The sequence below is a fragment of the Paenibacillus sp. KN14-4R genome, assembly GCF_052180255.1.
Taxonomy (GTDB): Bacteria; Bacillota; Bacilli; order Paenibacillales; family NBRC-103111; genus Paenibacillus_AM.
In genome coordinates this window covers 894,558-914,161 of the sequence record NZ_CP197466.1, presented here as the reverse complement: position 1 = coordinate 914,161, position 19,604 = coordinate 894,558, and the positions used below count along the sequence as shown (strand labels likewise).

The following is a 19,604-nucleotide window of genomic DNA, read 5'->3' as shown; positions in this document are numbered from 1 at the left end:
TTACAGCTGTGGACGCTGCTTGTGGTGATCTGTATGTTGTTCGAAGGCATGAGCAACACGTAATACAGTGGACTCATCCAATGCTTTTCCGATAATTTGCAAACCAACTGGCATACCATCCGCTAATCCACAAGGTACAGAGATCGCTGGAACACCCGCAAGGTTAACTGGAATTGTAAGAATGTCATTCAAATACATCGTTAATGGATTATTGACTTGTTCACCGATACGGAACGCTGTAGTTGGTGCAGTAGGTCCGATGATGACATCATATTTTTCAAACACTTGTTCAAAATCTTGTTTAATTAAAGTACGAACTTGCTGTGCCTTCAAATAATAAGCATCATAGTAGCCAGAAGATAGCGCATACGTTCCGAGCATAATCCGACGCTTCACTTCTGAGCCAAAGCCTTCACTACGTGACTTATGATAAAGCTCAAGCAGGTTATCTGCATTATCTGTACGAACACCATAACGAACACCATCAAAACGAGCCAAGTTAGATGACGCTTCAGATGAAGCTAACAAGTAATACGTCGCAACTGCATACTCAGAGTGAGGCAATGATACCTCTTCACAAATCGCACCAAGACCTTCAAGAACTTGAAGTGCTTCTTTCACACGTTCTTTCACTTGAGGATCAATCCCACTTCCGAAGTACTCTTTAGGAACTGCGATACGCAAGCCTTTTACATCCCCAGAAAGCGCAGCGATGTAATCTGGAATATCCACTTTTGCAGAAGTCGAATCACTTGGATCATGTCCTGCAATCGCTTGAAGTAAGTAAGCCGAATCTTCAACATTTTTCGTAATAGGTCCGATTTGATCCAGTGATGAAGCGAAAGCAACAAGCCCAAAACGAGAAACGAGACCATAGGTTGGTTTTAGACCAACGACCCCACAATATGCAGCAGGTTGACGAATCGAGCCGCCCGTATCAGAACCTAATGAGAAATAGACTTCTCCTGCAGCAACGGATGCTGCCGAACCGCCTGATGAACCACCAGGAACATACTCAACATTCCAAGGATTATATGTTGGATGGAAGGAAGAGTTCTCATTGGAGCCCCCCATTGCAAACTCATCCATATTTAGTTTACCTACTGTAACAGTGCCGGCTTCTTTCAACTTACGAACGACAGTCGCATCATAAACCGGATTAAAATTAGATAAAAATTGACTCGCACAAGTTGTAGTTAAACCTTCTGTTACAATATTATCTTTAAGTCCGATGGGTAACCCAAACAACAAGCCACGATCTTGTATACCACTTGCTAGTTGCTCATCGAGGTTTGCCGCAGTTTTACGAGCATCTTCTTCATTTAATTTAATAAAAGCTTGCACTTTAGGCTCTACTTGCGCAATTCGATCATAGGCATGGTTAAGCAAATCTGTTGTACTTAACTCACGCGCGTGCAGCAGATTATGAATCTCTTGTAATTTCTTTTCAAATAATGACATCGTCATACGCCTCCTTCCTCATATGTAGTTCTATTCAAGAACCGCTGGTACTTTAAATTGCCCTTCTTCTTCCTCAGGCGCATTCAATAATACTTTCTCAATTGGCAAAGATGGACGAACTTCATCTTCACGCATTACATTATTCAAAATCATTGCGTGAGAGGTTGGAACAACACCCGTCGTATCTAATTGACCTAATTGCTCCGCATATTTTAGAATCGCGTTCAATTGTTCGGTAAATTGATCCTTCTCTTCATCCGTTAAATCCAAACGAGCCAGCTTGGCCACATGTTCAACATCTTTTAATGTAATACTCATCACAGACACCCCTTTTTCAGCCAACCGTTTCAAATATGTTGTTGAAAGCTTTTCATATTATAGCTTAGAAATTACGCTAACTCAATGTATGCGCAATGTGTGAGATTCCTCTAGCTATATAGAAAAAGAGGACCTCTTGCCTACGGCAGCGAGCCCTCTCTTGCTTGTATAATTAGATCCATGCTCTTAAATTAATTTGTCTAATAAAATCTTCGGCAGTTAGAGTTTCTGTCTTTTCCTCGACCTCAACTTCTTCAGCCTCATCAACCTCTTCCCCATTCATAAGCTTGAAAAAGAGTTCTTCATTCCGAGTCGCAAGCGCATAGTCAATGAGTGCTTCTCGTTCTACGAGGTCTACAGCTTCCTGTATCAAGACTTCCTCTGGCTCGATATCGCTCGCAGGCACAAAGAAATGTTTATTTATCTTCGGTATACGAATCATATAGTCAAATATATTATCCGGATTCCGGTCATAGGCAATGACAAAGGCATATTCACCAATCGGCAAATTCTGCTCAATGCTGTCCTCCACAATAACTACTTTTTCTCCTAATTGCAGCATGATTGTTCCCTCCCCATGCTTAAGTACCAGTTTATAATATCTATCTATGGTACTAAAAATAAGAAGGCATGTCTATTCCATTACTAGAATTGTTCTAATCAATGGGTAGCTTCATCACACCATCTCGAGAAATTGATAGTTTCTCAAATCCATCCTCCGTGATTAAATAAGAGTCTTCGATGCCGACGACGCCTCGACCAGGGAAAGTAAATTTCGGTTCGATGGCGATAACCATCCCGGGCTCTAAGGGAATAGAAAACCCTTTAGCTAGTACAGGTAGTTCATCCATCTCAAGTCCAATTCCATGTCCCAAAAACTTAACCTGATTGTCTCCATATCCCATAAAATGGTCCGCAAGACCTGCATCTGCAGCGTGCTGCAGCGCATCTAAGTACAGCTGCTCACATTTGATACCGGGCTTGAGATTCGATTCAGCTTGATGAAGAATCGCTACGGAAACCTCGTATGCACGCTGTAAATCTTCATCCAGTTCACCAAAAACAGCAGTCCGTGTTTGATCAATCACATAACCATCTATACAGCAGCCCAAATCAATTAAAATTGGCTCTCCAGCACCGATCGGCCGTTGAGAAGAACTTTGCGGCGACGCAGCGCTCAGACCACGGCCCCCACCGGGGCCGTCAAAATAGGTCGGCTCAGCAGCAGCCGACCCTGCCGCTACCATGCCGGTGACTAACTCGGCATTGTACGCCCGCATGCGCATAAGACCCGCATGCCCGTTCACCCGAAGCTGATGCTCGATAAACGCCATCAGCTCCACTTCCGGCATGCCGGGACGGACATGCCGCAGGGCCGCCTCCAGCGCCGCATCAACGGCGCGGGCAGAAGTTCGAATCGCCGCGATCTCCTCCGGCGATTTAATCATGCGCAGCTCCCGCATCAGCAGGGAGCCGTCTACCCACTGCGCGCCAGGGATGGATGCTTCCAGACGACGGAACGTCGCAACTGGAAGCACATCCAGCTCCGTGGCAAGCACGAGCGGGGAGCCAGCGATATTAGCGCTGGCGATATCTTTCGCTCGCACCTGCGGGTAGCGAGCGGCAAGGCGCTCTTGCAGCGTATGCAGGGATCCAAGTGCTTCTACTTCAGTCGCGGATTCCTCCTGTGCGCGTAATACGCTTCTGCGTACCATGTAAATAGAGTCTCCTTCGACAGGGACGAACAAATATCCATTTTGCATAGAGCCCGTCATATAATACAAATCAATATTTTGCGTGACAACAAATATATCAATACCATTACTCTTCATAACAGCCTGCATACGCTGTTCACGTTCTTTATAAATAGGCTGGATCACTTGCATATTCACATCCTTTTTATTCAATACATACTCTACTTTTATCATACAATAGGATTACTTTTATTATCCATTTATTTGATCAGACAAAAAAAGACATCCAAACCACGAAGGCTTGAATGTCTGCTTTTATTTTTACATTATTATTTAAAACAATGATGAAATCCACGAACAATGATCACGAGCAGAATGAATAAAACAAGAAGTTCACCTGTTGACGACCATTTACCTTTCTTTCCGCAGCCAGTAGATTGAATGTGCATAGGTTTGTGGTGACAATGGTGGACTAGAGGTTGTTGATTTACCGGACTAACATAAACTGGCTTATGATGACAGCCATCCCACATTGGTTTCTCCATCACTTGTGTTGGAGCGATGAATAGAAAGTTCTTTTCCGTCACATGAACTGGCTTAGGTGCCATTGGCATCGGCATTGGCATTGGTGCGGCTGGCATTGGCATTGGCATTGGCATTGGCATTGGTGCGGCCGGCATTGGCATTGGCATTTGTGTTACATGTGGCATTTGCATCGGGTTGTATTTTTCCATGTCGAACACCTCCTTATTGAAGTAGTTATTATGAGGGGGTAACTCTGTACTTCCATCAACAGTCTATGGGAACATCCCCCACATGAACACGGTATTCACCTACCTTGGTGAAATTAGACATATATCTCATATTTGAAAGCTTGGACAAAAAAAAGAAGTCAAGGTTTTTAATCTTGACTTCTTCTCCACCGAAAGTTACACATACGGATTATTTACTTTTTCAAATCCAATTGTCGTCTTCGCTCCGTGTCCTGGATAAACGATCACGTCATCAGGAAGCTCGAATAATTTACCGTGAATGGAGTCCAATAGATCATTACCATCTCCTCCTGGTAAATCCACTCTTCCAACTGAAAGCTTAAACAACACATCTCCACTAAACAAGTGGTTATTCCATAAGAAGGACACACTACCAGGAGAATGACCTGGGGTATGCATAACCTTAAGCTGAATACCAAGCATATCCAGGACTTGACCTTCGTCTAAATCGAACTCCGCGTCTTCTGTCGTAATTGGCCCCGTTACTTCAGGCCATCTGGTAGATCCATTCTTACGTGGATTCATCAGCCAATCTGCCTCAAGTGCATGTAAATACACGGGACAACCTTTATCTTTACGAATCTCTTCGACCCCGCCGATGTGATCAAAATGAGCATGTGTCAGCAAGATCGCTTCAATCTTCATGTCTTTGATTCGCTTTACAAGCGGCTTGGGGTTCATTCCTGGATCAATAATAATCCCTCTACTACCGTCTTCTGTGGATAATAAATACGCATTGGTCCCTAATGGACCGAGAGAAAAAGCATCGATTCTGATCATATAATTCTCCTTGTTCATTTCTTAGAAAGAGGATAGTAACTCTCTTAATTCGGATACGACGACTGATTGATAGCCGGTATCTTCTCCATAAGCTTGAACCATTTGGGAACGGACAGCTGCCATTTTCTCTTGAAAATCTGGCGCTTCACGATCTGGGTTACTCGCCTTGAACTCAGTCATAATTGCTTGGACATGAGCAGGACGCGGTCCCCATTTACCAAGTACAAATCCACCTGTATCAGCAAAGATCACAACAGGAATCCCCTTGCCTTCAAAATCTTTCATCAGATCCTCATGTTGTTCTTTGATGAACACTTCAACAGGCATTCCGCTGTTTTCTAACACTTGGAACACGACAGGAATATTACGTACGACATCACCGCACCAATCCGCAGCAATAATGAGGCAGCGTAAGTCGTCACGATTGTTCAATGACTCAAAAAACTGCTTATCCTCTTCTGTCTGCCATGCAAATCGATCGAACCACTCTGCAAATTGGGCTTGATTCTTCGTCATGCTTTGTTGAAATTGCTGTGGCGAGATGCCCTTGCCAATTTTGGCTGAAACATTATTACTCATCGATCCTGCCTCCCAAAATGAACTCGATTTATATGATGCCGACCATCACGCACGCTTTTTACGCATGAGTATCTTAACTAAGAAGTATAAAGCAGTTAAACCAATTGCAGCAATGAGAATAGGTTTAACATAAGGTGCAGCAATCTCATTAATGTTCTCCCAATTGCTGCCGAGCGTCTTGCCCAAATAGACGAAAAGAATTGTCCATGGTATGACAGCAAGCGTCGTAAGTGTAATAAAACGTGCAAGTGGCATTTTAACAAGCCCTGCTGGAATGGAGATAGCGTGACGCACAATCGGGATAAACCGAGCTGTAAAGATCATACCTGTCCCATATTTGTTGAACCATTTCTCCGACATATCGATATGATGCTTAGAAATAAAAATATATTTACCGTATTTTTCAAGTATAGGTCTTCCGCCATAACGACTAATCCAATAAATAAACAACTGCGCAAATACCCCGCCAATCGTTCCAAAAATGACTGCACCAACAAAAGAGATGCTTCCATTTGAAACCAAATATCCTGCAAAAGAAAGAATAATCTCACTAGGGATAATCTCGATCATCAAACCGAACATTACCCCCCAATATCCAAGCCCTTCCAAAAACAAAAGTATTGACGAGACGATTTCACTGATCATGATTTTCCTACTTTCCTACCTTTAATATGCTATTTATTCTATCATACTCCATCATAACTAACAAAAAGAACGCCCTTTGTAAAACATCGGGCGTCCATTCATTTAGTTAGATTTATAATATTAAAAACAATTATCCGTTCATTTCAACAATGACAGGGAGTGTTTCACGCACATAGACTTGAATTTCATCTGCCGTTTCCATGTTCAAAACTTCAGCTGCAATTCGCTTCGATTGTTCATGTGTAATCTTGCTCATCAGAACGCGAGCAGGAAGTACAGAACCTGCACTCATGGAGAACTCATCTAGTCCAAGACCAAGTAGAACTGGAATAGCCGTTAAGTTACCAGCCATCTCGCCGCACATACCAACCCATCTCCCTTCGTTATGCGCATTGTCAATCACCATGCGGATAAGGCGAAGTACAGATGGATTCATCGGTTGTGTCAGATGCGATACTTTCTCATTCATACGGTCTGCTGCCATTGTGTATTGAACAAGATCATTCGTTCCGATACTGAAAAAATCAACTTCTTTCGCCAATTGATCGGACACAAGTACAGCTGCAGGAATTTCGATCATGATGCCGACTTCCATTTTCGGGTTGTACGCAATGCCTTTTTCATCAAATTCAGCACGAACTTCAGCTAAGATCGCATTCGCTGCACGCAATTCTTGAATAGTTGCAATCATCGGGTACATCATTTTCACATTACCAAACGCACTTGCACGTACAATTGCACGAAGCTGTGTCTTGAACATTTCCACTTCATCTAGACACAGGCGAATCGCTCTATAACCTAAGAATGGGTTCATTTCTTTTGGAAGCTCCAGGTAATCAAGCTCCTTGTCACCGCCGATATCAAGCGTACGAATAACAATTGGATGATCGCCACCGAAAGTTTCTGCCACTTCTTTATAAGCTTTGAACTGCTCTTCTTCGGTAGGGAAGTCTGAACGACCCATATAAAGGAATTCCGTACGGAATAAACCGATACCTTCAGCACCATTACGATGTGCACCAAGCGCATCACCTGGGTTACCAATGTTCGCTACAAGCTCAACTTGATGTCCATCAGCAGTTTTAGAGGCAGAGTTCAAATACTTCTTGTACTCCGCCTTTTGCTCTTCAAATTTCACTTGCTTCTCTTGATAAAGAGCAATTTGCTCCTCCGTTGGATTTACGAATACTTCTCCTGATACACCATCAAGGATCACATAGTCTCCGGATATCACTTGGGATGTCACATTCTTAAGACCAACAACAGCTGGAATTTCCATGGAACGAGCCATGATCGCAGAGTGAGAAGTACGACCACCAATGTTCGTTGCGAAACCAGCTACACGATCACGATCCAATTGCGCTGTATCCGATGGTGTTAAGTCATCAGCAATCAGTACAACTGGCTCTTCAAAATCGTTAAGCGAAGCTTGCTTTGCGCCAGTGAGAAGACCCATTACACGCTTGCTTACGTCACGGAAGTCAGCTGCGCGTTCTTTCATATACTCATTATCCATGGATTCAAAAAATTCCACGAGCTCAATGGTAACATCATGAAGAGCCGCCTCTGCATTAATCGTTTCTTGGTCAATCACTTCTTTAATACGGCCTACGAATTCTTCGTCATGCAGCACCAAAATGTGTGTTTCAAAAATTTCAGCTTGCTCATCGCCTATTTTCTCACGAGTTTGCTCTTGAATGACTTTCAATTGCTCAATGGCTTCATTTACTTTTTGTGTAAAACGCTGAACTTCAGCTGGAGTCTGGTGAGGCAACAATTTCTTACGTTCGACTTCAACCTTCTGATCCTGCATTACAAATGCGGGTCCGATTGAAAAACCAGGAGCTGCTGCAATTCCTTGTAATTTCATCAGTTCATCTCCCCCGCTTATTCTATTCGAATACGTGCTCTACAACTTCACCAACAGCTTGAAGTGCTTCTGCTTCGCCGTCACCATCTGTGATTATTGTAACTTGCTCGCCTTGTTTAAGACCTAGTTTAAGCAAACCAACCATGCTCTTTGCGCTTACGCGAGTACCGTCTGCTTTTTCTAATTCTACTTTACATGCGTAGATGCTAGCTTTCTTCAAAATAGCACCAGCTGGTCTTGCGTGAATTCCTGTAGGGTTTTGGATTGTGAATTGTTGTTGTAACATGTTTCTTCCACTCCTCAAATAAATTTTATATATAAATGGGTTGTTGTTCCAATTACAGTTTTTTCATTTCGTCTTTAATCATTTCGGATTGTGTACCGAAAATGACCTGAACTGCACCAGAACCAAGTTTCATTACGCCAGCTGCGCCCAATTTCTTCAGCTCAGCTTCGTTTACTACCTTGTCATCTTTAAGTACAAGACGTAGACGAGTAATACAAGCATCTAAACCAACAATGTTATCCTTACCACCAATAAGCTCAGTCACTTTGACAGCTTTGTCGTGTAAAGAAGATTTACCTGTTGTACCGCCTGCTTGCTCTTCACCATCCTCATCGTCTTCACGACCTGGCGTCTTCAAGTTAAGCTTCACGATGAAGAAACGGAACAAGAAGTAGTAGACCACAGCAAACACGAGACCAACTGGAATTAAGAGCAATGGCTTAGTTGCTAGTGGGAAGTTAAGCAGGTAATCAATCGCACCCGCTGAGAAACCAAATCCAAGTTTAACACCAAGGCTAGTCATAATGAATCCAGAAATACCCATTAAGATCGCATGAATAAAAAATAATACTGGAGCCACAAACATGAATGCAAATTCAATTGGCTCTGTAATACCTGTTAAGAAGGAAGCAAGCGCAAGACCAATGAATGCGGATGCAACTGTTTTACGTTTTTCCGGCTTTGCAGTATGAATAATGGCAAACGCCGCAGCAGGAAGACCGAACATCATAACCGGGAAGAATCCTGTCATAAATAGGCCAGCTGTTTTATCTCCAGCGAAGAAACGATGCAAGTCGCCATGAACAACTACATTTTTCACTGTATCTGTGAAATCACCAATTTGGAACCAAGCGATTGCGTTGATTACGTGGTGTAAACCGAAAGGAATAAGCAAACGGTTCGCTGTTCCGAAAATTGCAGATCCCGTTGCACCTAAATCTACAACCCATCTCCCGAATACATCAAGACCATTTTGAACCGGTCCCCAAATCATACCGAATAGAAGGGCTACAAATACCATGGTAATCGAAGTTACGATTGGAACAAAACGCTTACCACCGAAGAATCCGAGCCAATCGGGTACTTTAATGTTGTGGTACTTGTTGTAAAGGAATGCAGCTAGCGCACCCGCTAAAATACCGCCAAGTACACCCATGTCCAGTTTCACGTCAGCGCCAATATAGCTAAATACCGCCGGAAGCTTGGACAATACCTTAATTAGTACTAAGTGTGCGATTACTGCTGCAAGTGCAGCAACAGCATCGCCTGCTAAACCGATTGCGACCCCAATCGCAAAAATAAGCGGCAAGTTATCGAAAATTGCGGAACCACCCGCATCTAGGAAAGGTGCAATATAATGATTCATCCATTCGCCAAATGCGCCTAGATGAAAATCTTTGACATAATCAATGTTACCAAAACGAAGCAGGATCGCTGCAGCAGGAAGCGAGGCAACAGGTAGCATCAAGGACTTACCGATTTTTTGTAAAAACGCCAACATAATTAAGAAAACCTCCAAGTTGTTATCTGCGATGTCATCTGAGATGTTGTCTAGATCATCAAATCTTATTTGACTTGAATTTCAAGCAATTTCCCTTCACCTGCTGTTACAGCTCCTGTAGAAGAAGTTAGTTTGTCTACCACTTCAGCATTTGCCATAATGACAGGTGTAATAACCGGGTAACCCGCTTGTTTAATCGCTTTGATATCGAATTCGATTAATGGTTGTCCTAATTTAACAGTGTCACCTGTTTTCACTAATGGGTTAAAGTGTTGCCCTTTTAGATTAACTGTGTTTACACCGATGTGCATTAATACTTCTATCCCTGATTCGTGCGCAACGATCGCAGAATGATACGTATCAATCATATGCGCAACAACACCGTCACAAGGAGAAACAAGAACGCCTTGAGTAGGCTCTACTGCAACACCATCACCAATAAACCCTTGTGCAAACGCTGGGTCTGGTACTTCTGTGAGGGGTACGGATGTTCCTGTTACCGGTGATGCAATTGTGATGACTTTCTTTTTCTTAAAAAACATAGTAAGCAGCTCCTTTGTAGTACAGCTACTATGCCAATGAACACAAAAAAGGCATGAGCTGTGAAGTAAGAAAGTAAGAAGACTCTCTTGTCTCACTTAGCTCATGCCTAGATTTAACTAGTTGCACGCTAAATAATACAAATTGATAATAAACCAACGAGTCCCTCATGTCAACACTTTTGGCATTTATGTATCGTTAGGGATACACGAACTAGTTTGTCCTGGCGGCTATAACATGTGTCGATGTTAGCTTAACCACCTTGAACTAACTTATTCCTTTTACTGATTTTTATGCACAAAGTGAGACCCGCTGGATTAATTGGATTTATGATTAAACTACTGGAATAATCGGTATAAATGCATGACAATGTAGCCGATTTCATCTTCAGGAACAGGCGTTTCCAATCGATCTCCTAGAATGACGGATACTTTTTTAGCAAGTACATATTCCTCTGGCAGTGACTCCTTTAATTGATCAATGAAAGGGTTCTTGGAAACCTTCCCTGTCTTCAATCGCTCAATAGTAAACCTGAGATGGGTGATGAGTCGAATGTAATCAATGCTGTCTCGGGGAATCTGAATTCCTTTCGCTTGTTCAATGGCTTCAACCAATTCAAGAATTAAATGTGTATCCTTTACGATATTACCTACGGAAACATGGCAAACCGCGGATTGAATATGCATGGCTAAGAAACCAACTTCTGACTCAGGAACTTCAATATCAAATGCCTGAGCGATCATATTAGCTGCTTTTTGTGCAATCTCATACTCTTTATGATGAAGAGCTTGAATTTCGAAAATAAATGGGTTCGCAATTTCCATATCATTTTTTAAGCGATGAAGTGCAAATTGAATATGACTCGGGAGTGCGAAAAACACTTGATCATTCAGATCACTGTTAAACTCCTTGCCAATCATCGAAATGATGTCTTGCGATACATCTAAAACTTCTTGATCGATCTGATCGAACATCATTTGATACTTATGCGTTTCTTGCTGATCATCGAGCATGTACTTCTTTTCGATGCGCGGATCATTTGAGGCTAACTCAAAACCCGTTTTCACACCAAAGCCAAGTCCTTTTCCTGTCAATATTATTTCTTGCCCAGGTTGATCCCCTTGCACTTGCACGACATTGTTGCTTATTACCCGTTGAATTGTGTAAGCGCTCGATTCATTCATGTGACTACCTCACCTTTTCCAAAGGTCATCTGCTCATACGAAGAATTATTGTATTATATTCGTTTAAGCTGAGTCAATTATAAATATTATTAGCTCTTTGTTAAACTGTCGCTCATCTTCACGTGCCTGCATAAATATGTGATAGAAGGGAGACGAGGAGCAATGATACCTAAAAATCCTGAAAAACATAAGGCGCAAGCTCCTAATTTACGAAAAATTCGCCGAGCTTGCAATAAAGAATTATATCGTACTGTTAAACGCCTCAATTGTTATATTCCACCAGAAAAGATAGAAGAAGCTGAGAAATTGTACTATAAGCAAGTTTTGTTAAATCTACCTTTTATTCTGGAGCATGGCTCCAATCGCAGAGAACTTGCAAACTGGTGGGATCAGCACCTTGCAGATGACATTGCGGCCATCTGGGAAGTTGATGTGAACTTGTTATCTCGAAAATTTCGTGACGCTTTTGGCGGTTAATCCAATCCTAATAGGTAGAAACTACGGGGAAGGCTTATGAACATACGAGCTTCCCTGTAATATTTTAGCCGAAATGAACGCAAACTAAGCGCTATACATAATGGGTAAAGGAGTTACCGATGAAACGAAATTTTATACGATTACTTGCTGCTTGTTTGTTGTTGTTTGCCATGCCTGCTCTTCTTGCCATGGATGCTCCCAAAGATCGTGCTTATTATGAAAAGCGGGGGGATATCTTATGGGAAGTACGTACAAATTCCAAAGTGATTGCACTCACCTTTGATGATGGACCTGATCCTTTTCAGACCCCACAAATTCTTGATTTACTAAAAGAATATGAAGCTAAGGCGACTTTTTTTGTTGTTGGTAACCGGGTGCAAAAGTTCCCTGATCTCCTAAAACGAGAAATAGCTGAGGGTCACGAAATCGCTAATCATACTTTTTATCATCCTTATTTCAACCGCAATCAGACATCTACCAAAATCGAGCAAGAAATCTTACTAACCCAAGAAGCCATTATGAAAATAGGGAATATTCGCCCAACCTTATTCCGTCCGCCTGGTGGATATTATAACGAAACACTCGTGAATACAGCCCGGAGAAATGGTTATAACATTGTTCTTTGGTCCTGGCATCAAGATACACTGGATTGGCGTTCTCCTGGTGTTGATTATATCGTGAACAAGGTGCTAAACAATGCTCGCAATGGTGACATTGTATTGTTACATGACCATGTAGAAAAAAGAGGAACAAATACGATTCAAGCACTTAAGAAAATATTGCCCGAGCTTAAGAGCCGGGGCTATCAGATCGTAACAGTATCAGAATTAATGACTTATACATGGAATTAGACAAGCCTTATGCCTTCCCTAGTTCTGCAATTTGATCAGACCCGTAAATCGATACATCGCTTACCGATTCATTGGCAGTATGCAGCATAGCTCTTGCAACAACAGCAGCGTCAATGCTCCGATATTTTCTCAGAGGGCCAACTAGCAAAAAGTTGATTACTTGAAATAGCTTTGCCGCATACTTTTCGCCGCTGCGATGTTCCGTTCGATTACCAGTTAGAAGGGAAGGACGGAAAATATGAAGCGCATTTAAACCTAGCTCTTTAAGATGCTGCTCCAACTCACCTTTTACCCTTGAATAAAAAATAGATGAATGTACACTAGCTCCCATTGCTGTGATAATTAGAAAGCTTCGAGCCCCCTGCATCTTGGCAGTCCGTGCTACATATAGGGGATAATCATGATCGACTAAACGAAAAGCTTGTTGTGAACCTGCCTTTTTCTGAGTTGTGCCTAAACAGCAGAATACATCATCACCTTGCATGGCGAATTCGTAATCAGCAAGCTTTGCGAAATCAATCTCCTGCTGCTCCAGCTTCGGATGATCCAGCTCTTTGCGTTTACGAACGAGCATAACAACACGGTCATATTGTGCGTGCCTTAATGCTTGATCCACTAATTGCTGACCAACAAGTCCTGTACCTCCGATGATCCATGCTGTTTTCCCCATGACTACCCCCAATTAACATTGATTAAGCAAAAGCATCCGTCTCCGATGCAGCACCAAATACTTGTTTACGATACAGTCTTGCATATAAACCATCAACTTCCAAAAGATCTTGATGGCTGCCGCTCTCCACAATTTGCCCATCTTCTACGACTAGAATTTGATCCGCTGCTAGTACCGTTGAAAGGCGATGAGCGATGACAAGGGTTGTTCGATCTTTCATTAATTCCTGCAGCGCAGCTTGAACATAGGATTCGGATTCCGAATCCAAATGTGAGGTCGCTTCATCTAAAATTAAAATGCGGGGATTTTTCAATATCGCTCTTGCTATCGCAATTCGTTGACGTTCCCCACCCGATAAACGATGCCCCCGCTCACCAACCATCGTATCAAGGCCACTAGGAAGCCCTTGAATAAAGTCATGAATGTAAGCTTTCCGACAAGCATCTACTATCTCAGCTTCGGTTGCATCCTCTTTGGCGAATAACATGTTGTCTCGAAGTGTAGCATGAAATAAGAAGGACTCTTGTGTCACATAAGCCATCTGCTGACGCAGAGAATCCAGGGTCACATCGGTGATCCGATACCCATCTACATAAATGGTCCCTTGCGTCGGATCATGTAATCTGCCGATCATTCCAATTAACGTTGATTTCCCCGCTCCACTAGGACCCACTAAGGCAACCATCTCACCTGCTTTTGCAGTAAACGAAATATGGTGTAGAACCTCTGTCCCCTGTTGATAGGAAAAATTCACATCCTCATAAGTAATATGCCCCTCTACAGAAGGAATCACCTTCGCATGAGGCTTCTCTATTACTTCAGGTTTCATATCAAGATATTCGAAAATACGTTTAAATACACCTAATGAGGTCGCTACTTCCACATGCAAATTTAGCAGTGTGCCAAATGGTTGATATAAGCGTGTCAAGTAAGCTGTAAAAGCAACAATCGCCCCGATGGACATTGTGCCATGAATCACCGCATAACCACCATAAATGTAGATTATTGCAGTTCCAAGAGGACCGAGCACACCAAGGAACATCATGAACCAGCGTCCCATTAGATTCAGTTTTAACTCCATATCCATAACCTTCGTATTCATTTGCTCGAAGCCAAGCTCCTGACTTTTTTCCCGACCAAAAATACGAGTCAGCATAGCACCAGATATACCAAATATCTCTCCAAGCATCGAAGACATGTCTCCTCGTACTTTCTGAGTTTCGTTTCGAAGCTTTTTACGCATTGAAGAGACTTTACGTACAGGAATCATAAAGAGCGGCAGCACAATAATAGATAGAACGGCGAGCCGCCAATCCATCCAGAACAAGATGCCGATCGTTGTCAGGACGATAACAATCTGCGTAATCGAAGAAACAACAACACTTGTGATCACGTTCTGAACGGCTTGCACATCATCCGTCACTCGCTGAACCACTTCACCTGAACGAGCCCCTGTAAAGAAGCTCATTGATTGCTGCTGTAAATTACGAAATAAGCCTTGGCGCAAATCCCTCATGACACCTTGTGCTACCTTCGTATTCAGGTGATTCTGCCATACACCGAGCATTCCACTGATGACTGGGATCGTCACCATAAGCACCGCGCACCAGAATAACTCCGTCATGTTCTTATCTGGTATCGCCTCATCTATAATGCGCTGCATCACTAGCGGCGGGAGCAACCCAATCACAGCTGCGGTTAACGCCAGAAACAAGATAAAGATCAACATCCTGCTATAGGATTGAAATAATGACCAAATTCTTCGTAAGGACACTTCTTTTATCGTTGCTTTCTTTGAATTACCGAGACGATCATTTAATCCTCCTCTTGCTAAATCCCTCATGTGATTCCCTCATACTCTCTAACAGGTTTATTGTATATCTGTTAAACATCGTTTGATAATCTGTATTTTCTCACCATAAATCTCATCAAGCGATCCTTTCGCTCCACGCACCCCTGAACCAAAATGAACTTGCTGAACACCTGTTTCTTTAACAAACCCTTCAATCGATTCCATATTTAAACCACTACCCGCCAAAATTTGAATATGAGAATCGCGGCTAAGATCGACCAGACGTTTCATTCGAGGTACGGCATGCAGCACATTCGCCTGACCTCCTGAAGTCAATATACGATGGATTAGTGGATACTGGGATAACTGCTCATAAGCCGCTTCTTGATCCATAACTTTATCAAATGCACGATGGAAAGTTACATCCATATCTCCAGCTGCGTCTAATAGTCGTTCCAATGCGTAGATATCAATATTTCCGTCAGCTGTTAACGTGCCTATTACAACGCCGACTCCTATATGACCAAGTTTCCGAATGGCTGCAATATCCTTCTCCATCACCCTTAGATCATCTGCATCGTAGCAAAAAGAACGACTATGTGGTCGTACCATCACCTGAATGGGAATCGAAACTGCATGTGCAGCTTCCTCAATCAAGCCAATGCTTGGTGTAAGTCCACCTTCTGCAATACCTGTAATTAATTCAATTCGATCCGCACCATTTGCTGCAATGGTTTTTACCTCGGATAACGTCGTCCCGATAACTTCTAATAACATATTTATCCACACCCTTAGCTGTCTTTTACTCTGTCATCATCTTACTAAACATTATAGTGAACCTTCTAAGATACGTCACGCTTTGTGTTAACCTTCATTTTCCGTTACAATCATTTACAATAAGAGCATGTTCAAAAAGTCTGAAGACCATAGCGGAGGTGTTTACTCTGGACTTACAAGCTGCATTATCCACCTTAGAGAGTCTTGGAACAGAGCAAAATCGTAAAACATTTAAACGACACGGGGCAGGAGACAATTTGTATGGCGTCAGCTTTGCCAATTTAAATAAGTTGAAAAAATCAATCAAAGTTGATCAATCACTTGCCGAGCAGCTATGGGCAACAGGCAATACAGATGCCCGTACACTTGCCACGATGATCGCAGACCCGAAGTTGATGACTTCAGAGCAAGTCGATAGCTGGATTCAAGATACACAGTATTCCTGTTTAATCGATGAATTCGTTAAGCATGTTGTTGCCAAGACCCCTTTTGCTCTAACAAAAATGGAACTGTGGACGGCATCCGACGATGAGTGGATCGGTCGTGCGGGTTGGCAGACACTCGCCTGTCTAGCGCTCAGCAAACAAGAAATAGACGATACGCAATTCGAGCAGTATCTTGAAATCATTCGTAATCACATCCATGAACATAAAAACCGCACACGCGAAGCGATGAACATCGCCTTAATCGCGATCGGTGTACGTAATGAACATCTAGAGACAAAAGCCAAGGATGTCGCACGTGCTATCGGACAAGTTCATGTGGATCATGGGGATACAGCTTGTAAAACACCAGATGCTATAAGTTATATGGATAAAACAAATGCACGGAAGAAGAAGTAACCTGCATTGACATCAAAATTACAAAAACCACCAAACGATACATAAACATCGCTTGGTGGTTTTTAATATAACTTTTAATTTCCAGCTTTACCTAGCCACTTCGTGCCTTTCGTCTTTAACAATTGATAAAGTAAGAAATTCAATATCGAGAATAATACAAGAAGTCCAATACATGTAGCAACTATTTCAATATCTAGGAATAGAACACAGGCCACAATTATTCCTGCGACTAGAAGGTTGGCAAGAATGCTAAGCATCGCGTTCATATTTTGTTTCACGGCTTTCTGTTCGTTGTCCCAATTGAGTTTCGGAGATCTCAAATCGATTAACATCCCCACCATATTACCAAACAGTACACTTGGTATGCTCAGAAGCAGGAGCATAAGTACAGAGAGTAATGGGATGTGGAACAAAGCAATTCCCATGATCAAGATGAGCACGACACTAACCATCGTAAACATCACACCTGTAAATACCTTAGCCATAATGTACTTCATATAAGGAACTGGCAAATACTGAATAACGAAAAGCTTAGTCCCCTCACGTGAGATGGATGTCGAAGTGATGGAGTTAGCCGCCGATATGACTAAGCAGGCAGCAAATCCAACTGCCATAATGATTCCACCCATATTCTCATTATTAAACATCTCACCTACTGAACCGAGATTTGACATCCCATTCATGTTAGTTAGAAACGGAATAAGTAAAAATAACGGCCATAGAAAGCACATCAATACGCAGTTAAGAAAGAAAATCGGTGTACGCAGCAAGGTTCTGATTTCTTTTAAAAATAATGACTTGAAAGCCGAATTACGTACAGTGCTTTTATCCAATTGTTCATTGGTGACTTTACGTCTTTTCGCTGTCGATTCAGATATCCCCATGACACCTTTGAAGTAGAATTTCTCACCCAGCCATACAAACAATAAGATGACGAAAGCCGAGAGACCCACTGATAAGCCCAAATAGGCAAGACCACTTAATGCTCCATGATGAAGTAATGCATTCGTCCCTAACTTCACACTTGGAAAAATACTTGTTATCGTATTGAGCAGTGAATTGTTCTGCCCAAGCATCTCTTGTATTTTCTCAGGGTCCATATGATTACGAGAATATCGCTGGACAAATATATTGACACCAAAACCTATGAAAACAGCTAATATTCCGCCAATCATTCGGAAACGGTCTTTGTTCTTCGCAATACTGCTAAAACGCATCACAACCATTGCGATAATGGAAGCTAACACGAGGGGCAGAATCGGTAAGGTAATAAAAATAAGTACGGTATAAAGATAGTAAGCAACTCCCGCTCCGCTTTTTATCCCGAAGGTAACGAGAATAGGCATGAGCAAGAAAAGCTCCGTTAAGTATTCATAAATAAGAGTAACAATGAATTTGGCAGATAGAATTTGAGACGGCTTTAACGGTAATGGAAGCAGGTGATCTGTATCTTGAGAGAAATAAAAGACGTTGATCACATAGAAGATTCCGAAAACAAATATAACCGCACTTACAATTGACAGCCCAAATCCAATAATTACCCCTTCTTGATTAATCTCTGCTAAAGATTCATAGATGACAGAAACTAAGCCACCAATCGCTAATACGATAGGTAAGAATGCAAGACACATTAAAATCGTTACGATAACGTTCTTAGAAAGTCCCATTTTGCTTTTGCGCAATTTTCCGGATTTTCCATTCCCGTTTTTCATCAGCATTTTGGCAAGAAGCAAGGTTTTATTCATTTTCTGTCAGCTCCAAGAATATTTTCTCAAGCGATTCATTCGATTTAAAATGATCTTGCATCTCTCTGAACGTTCCGCAGAATTGAATAACCCCTTTATTAATAATCGCTACGCGATCACATACCTTTTCGGCAACTTCTAACACATGTGTTGAGAAAAATACGGTTTTACCTGCGTTTGCATGCTCACGCATCATTTCTTTTAACGTATAAGATGACTTCGGATCAAGTCCCGTTAACGGTTCATCCAAAATCCAAACGGATGGATCATGTACAAGTACACCCATAATCACGATCTTTTGTCGCATCCCATGCGAATAGCTGAGAATAGGGTCGGATAAAGCATGCATCATCTCAAAACGATTCGCCAGCATGTTAATGCGCTGCGAACGATCTTCCTTCGATACATCGTACATATCTGCCATAAAATTTAAATATTCCAATCCTTTTAAACGAAGGAATACGTCGGGGCTATCGGGTACATAGCCAAACTGTTTCTTCGCTTCCAGCGGATTTTGCTGTAAATTGACATCATTGATCGTAATGGAGCCGCTATCAGGACTGGCAATGCCAGTAATCATCTTAATGGTAGTTGTTTTACCAGCGCCGTTGGGTCCTAAGAAGCCGAATATTTCCCCTTTAGAAATATTTAGGTTGAGATTGTCTACAGCTTTAACCATCCCACCATACGTTTTTGATACATTTGAAAGTTCAATCAATTCTCTCATCTCCCTTTAAGATTATCATGGCAAAATCAAGCAAATGTGTCAATAATACAAAGAAAACAATAATTATTCATAATATTCATTTATAATAAACG

The 19,604-nt window shown here is 42.1% G+C and carries 21 protein-coding genes; 3 read left to right on the top strand and 18 right to left on the bottom strand.

Going from position 1 to position 19,604, the window contains the following annotated elements; genetic code table 11:
- From gatA to ACSBOP_RS04330, 13 genes are all read right to left on the bottom strand, one after another.
- Positions 1–1,461: an Asp-tRNA(Asn)/Glu-tRNA(Gln) amidotransferase subunit GatA gene (gene gatA, locus ACSBOP_RS04390; RefSeq protein ID WP_442603250.1), complete on the bottom strand. Its 1,461-nt coding sequence runs from the start codon at positions 1,459–1,461 to the stop codon at positions 1–3.
- A 30-nt stretch (positions 1,462–1,491) separates the two neighbouring features.
- Entirely contained in the window at positions 1,492–1,779 is a 288-nt protein-coding gene (gene gatC / locus ACSBOP_RS04385; protein ID WP_442603249.1) for an Asp-tRNA(Asn)/Glu-tRNA(Gln) amidotransferase subunit GatC, read from the bottom strand.
- Positions 1,780–1,951: 172 nt separating this feature from the next.
- On the bottom strand, positions 1,952–2,341 hold the full coding sequence (locus tag ACSBOP_RS04380; protein WP_442603248.1) for an ATPase: 390 nt from the start codon (positions 2,339–2,341) through the stop codon (positions 1,952–1,954).
- Between the two features lie 94 nt (positions 2,342–2,435).
- Positions 2,436–3,665 (bottom strand): M24 family metallopeptidase, encoded by a 1,230-nt coding sequence (locus ACSBOP_RS04375; RefSeq protein ID WP_442604372.1) that lies wholly within the window; start codon positions 3,663–3,665, stop codon positions 2,436–2,438.
- 137 nt (positions 3,666–3,802) lie between these two features.
- On the bottom strand, positions 3,803–4,207 hold the full coding sequence (locus ACSBOP_RS04370; protein ID WP_442604563.1) for a hypothetical protein: 405 nt from the start codon (positions 4,205–4,207) through the stop codon (positions 3,803–3,805).
- A gap of 195 nt (positions 4,208–4,402) precedes the next feature.
- Positions 4,403–5,026: an MBL fold metallo-hydrolase gene (locus tag ACSBOP_RS04365; RefSeq protein WP_442603247.1), complete on the bottom strand. Its 624-nt coding sequence runs from the start codon at positions 5,024–5,026 to the stop codon at positions 4,403–4,405.
- Positions 5,027–5,047: 21 nt separating this feature from the next.
- Entirely contained in the window at positions 5,048–5,605 is a 558-nt protein-coding gene (locus ACSBOP_RS04360) for a thioredoxin family protein (protein ID WP_442603246.1), read from the bottom strand.
- 45 nt (positions 5,606–5,650) lie between these two features.
- Positions 5,651–6,250 carry a DedA family protein gene (locus tag ACSBOP_RS04355; RefSeq protein ID WP_442603245.1) on the bottom strand — a complete coding sequence of 200 codons (600 nt, stop codon included), beginning with the start codon at positions 6,248–6,250 and terminating at the stop codon, positions 5,651–5,653.
- A gap of 130 nt (positions 6,251–6,380) precedes the next feature.
- Entirely contained in the window at positions 6,381–8,120 is a 1,740-nt protein-coding gene (gene ptsP / locus ACSBOP_RS04350) for a phosphoenolpyruvate--protein phosphotransferase (protein WP_442603244.1), read from the bottom strand.
- A 22-nt stretch (positions 8,121–8,142) separates the two neighbouring features.
- A complete protein-coding gene (locus tag ACSBOP_RS04345) occupies positions 8,143–8,406 on the bottom strand; it encodes an HPr family phosphocarrier protein (RefSeq protein ID WP_442603243.1) in 264 nt (87 codons plus the stop codon).
- Between the two features lie 52 nt (positions 8,407–8,458).
- Positions 8,459–9,907, bottom strand: a complete 1,449-nt coding sequence (nagE, locus tag ACSBOP_RS04340) for an N-acetylglucosamine-specific PTS transporter subunit IIBC (RefSeq protein ID WP_442603242.1) — start codon at positions 9,905–9,907, stop codon at positions 8,459–8,461.
- Positions 9,908–9,972: 65 nt separating this feature from the next.
- A complete protein-coding gene (locus ACSBOP_RS04335; RefSeq protein WP_442603241.1) occupies positions 9,973–10,449 on the bottom strand; it encodes a PTS sugar transporter subunit IIA in 477 nt (158 codons plus the stop codon).
- A gap of 336 nt (positions 10,450–10,785) precedes the next feature.
- Positions 10,786–11,631 carry a PRD domain-containing protein gene (locus ACSBOP_RS04330; protein WP_442603240.1) on the bottom strand — a complete coding sequence of 282 codons (846 nt, stop codon included), beginning with the start codon at positions 11,629–11,631 and terminating at the stop codon, positions 10,786–10,788.
- 162 nt (positions 11,632–11,793) lie between these two features.
- Between ACSBOP_RS04330 and ACSBOP_RS04325 the strand changes: the two genes are divergently transcribed.
- Both ACSBOP_RS04325 and ACSBOP_RS04320 read left to right on the top strand, forming a co-directional pair.
- Positions 11,794–12,108: a dehydrogenase gene (locus tag ACSBOP_RS04325; RefSeq protein ID WP_442603239.1), complete on the top strand. Its 315-nt coding sequence runs from the start codon at positions 11,794–11,796 to the stop codon at positions 12,106–12,108.
- 119 nt (positions 12,109–12,227) lie between these two features.
- Positions 12,228–12,959, top strand: coding sequence for a polysaccharide deacetylase family protein (locus tag ACSBOP_RS04320; RefSeq protein ID WP_442603238.1), 732 nt, complete (start codon positions 12,228–12,230; stop codon positions 12,957–12,959).
- 7 nt (positions 12,960–12,966) lie between these two features.
- Here the strand turns inward: ACSBOP_RS04320 and ACSBOP_RS04315 are convergent, their stop codons facing one another.
- From ACSBOP_RS04315 to ACSBOP_RS04305, 3 genes are read right to left on the bottom strand one after another with little or no spacing between them, the layout of a single operon-like run.
- Positions 12,967–13,629 (bottom strand): oxidoreductase, encoded by a 663-nt coding sequence (locus tag ACSBOP_RS04315; RefSeq protein ID WP_442603237.1) that lies wholly within the window; start codon positions 13,627–13,629, stop codon positions 12,967–12,969.
- Positions 13,630–13,651: 22 nt separating this feature from the next.
- The gene (locus tag ACSBOP_RS04310; protein ID WP_442603236.1) at positions 13,652–15,472 is read right to left on the bottom strand and encodes an ABC transporter ATP-binding protein; all 1,821 of its coding nucleotides are present in this window, start codon (positions 15,470–15,472) and stop codon (positions 13,652–13,654) included.
- A gap of 27 nt (positions 15,473–15,499) precedes the next feature.
- Complete coding sequence (locus ACSBOP_RS04305) at positions 15,500–16,198, bottom strand: copper homeostasis protein CutC (protein WP_442603235.1); 699 nt, start codon at positions 16,196–16,198, stop codon at positions 15,500–15,502.
- Positions 16,199–16,365: 167 nt separating this feature from the next.
- On the opposite strand from ACSBOP_RS04305, the gene ACSBOP_RS04300 reads away from it, so the two are divergent.
- Complete coding sequence (locus ACSBOP_RS04300) at positions 16,366–17,040, top strand: DNA alkylation repair protein (protein WP_442604371.1); 675 nt, start codon at positions 16,366–16,368, stop codon at positions 17,038–17,040.
- 74 nt (positions 17,041–17,114) lie between these two features.
- Here ACSBOP_RS04300 and ACSBOP_RS04295 read toward each other — a convergent pair whose 3' ends face one another.
- Together ACSBOP_RS04295 and ACSBOP_RS04290 are read right to left on the bottom strand one after the other, a co-directional pair.
- Positions 17,115–18,785, bottom strand: coding sequence for a putative ABC transporter permease subunit (locus ACSBOP_RS04295; RefSeq protein ID WP_442603234.1), 1,671 nt, complete (start codon positions 18,783–18,785; stop codon positions 17,115–17,117).
- Positions 18,778–19,503 (bottom strand): ABC transporter ATP-binding protein, encoded by a 726-nt coding sequence (locus tag ACSBOP_RS04290; protein WP_442603233.1) that lies wholly within the window; start codon positions 19,501–19,503, stop codon positions 18,778–18,780. Before ACSBOP_RS04290 ends, ACSBOP_RS04295 begins: the two co-directional genes overlap by 8 nt.
- Positions 19,504–19,604: the final 101 nt, after the last annotated feature.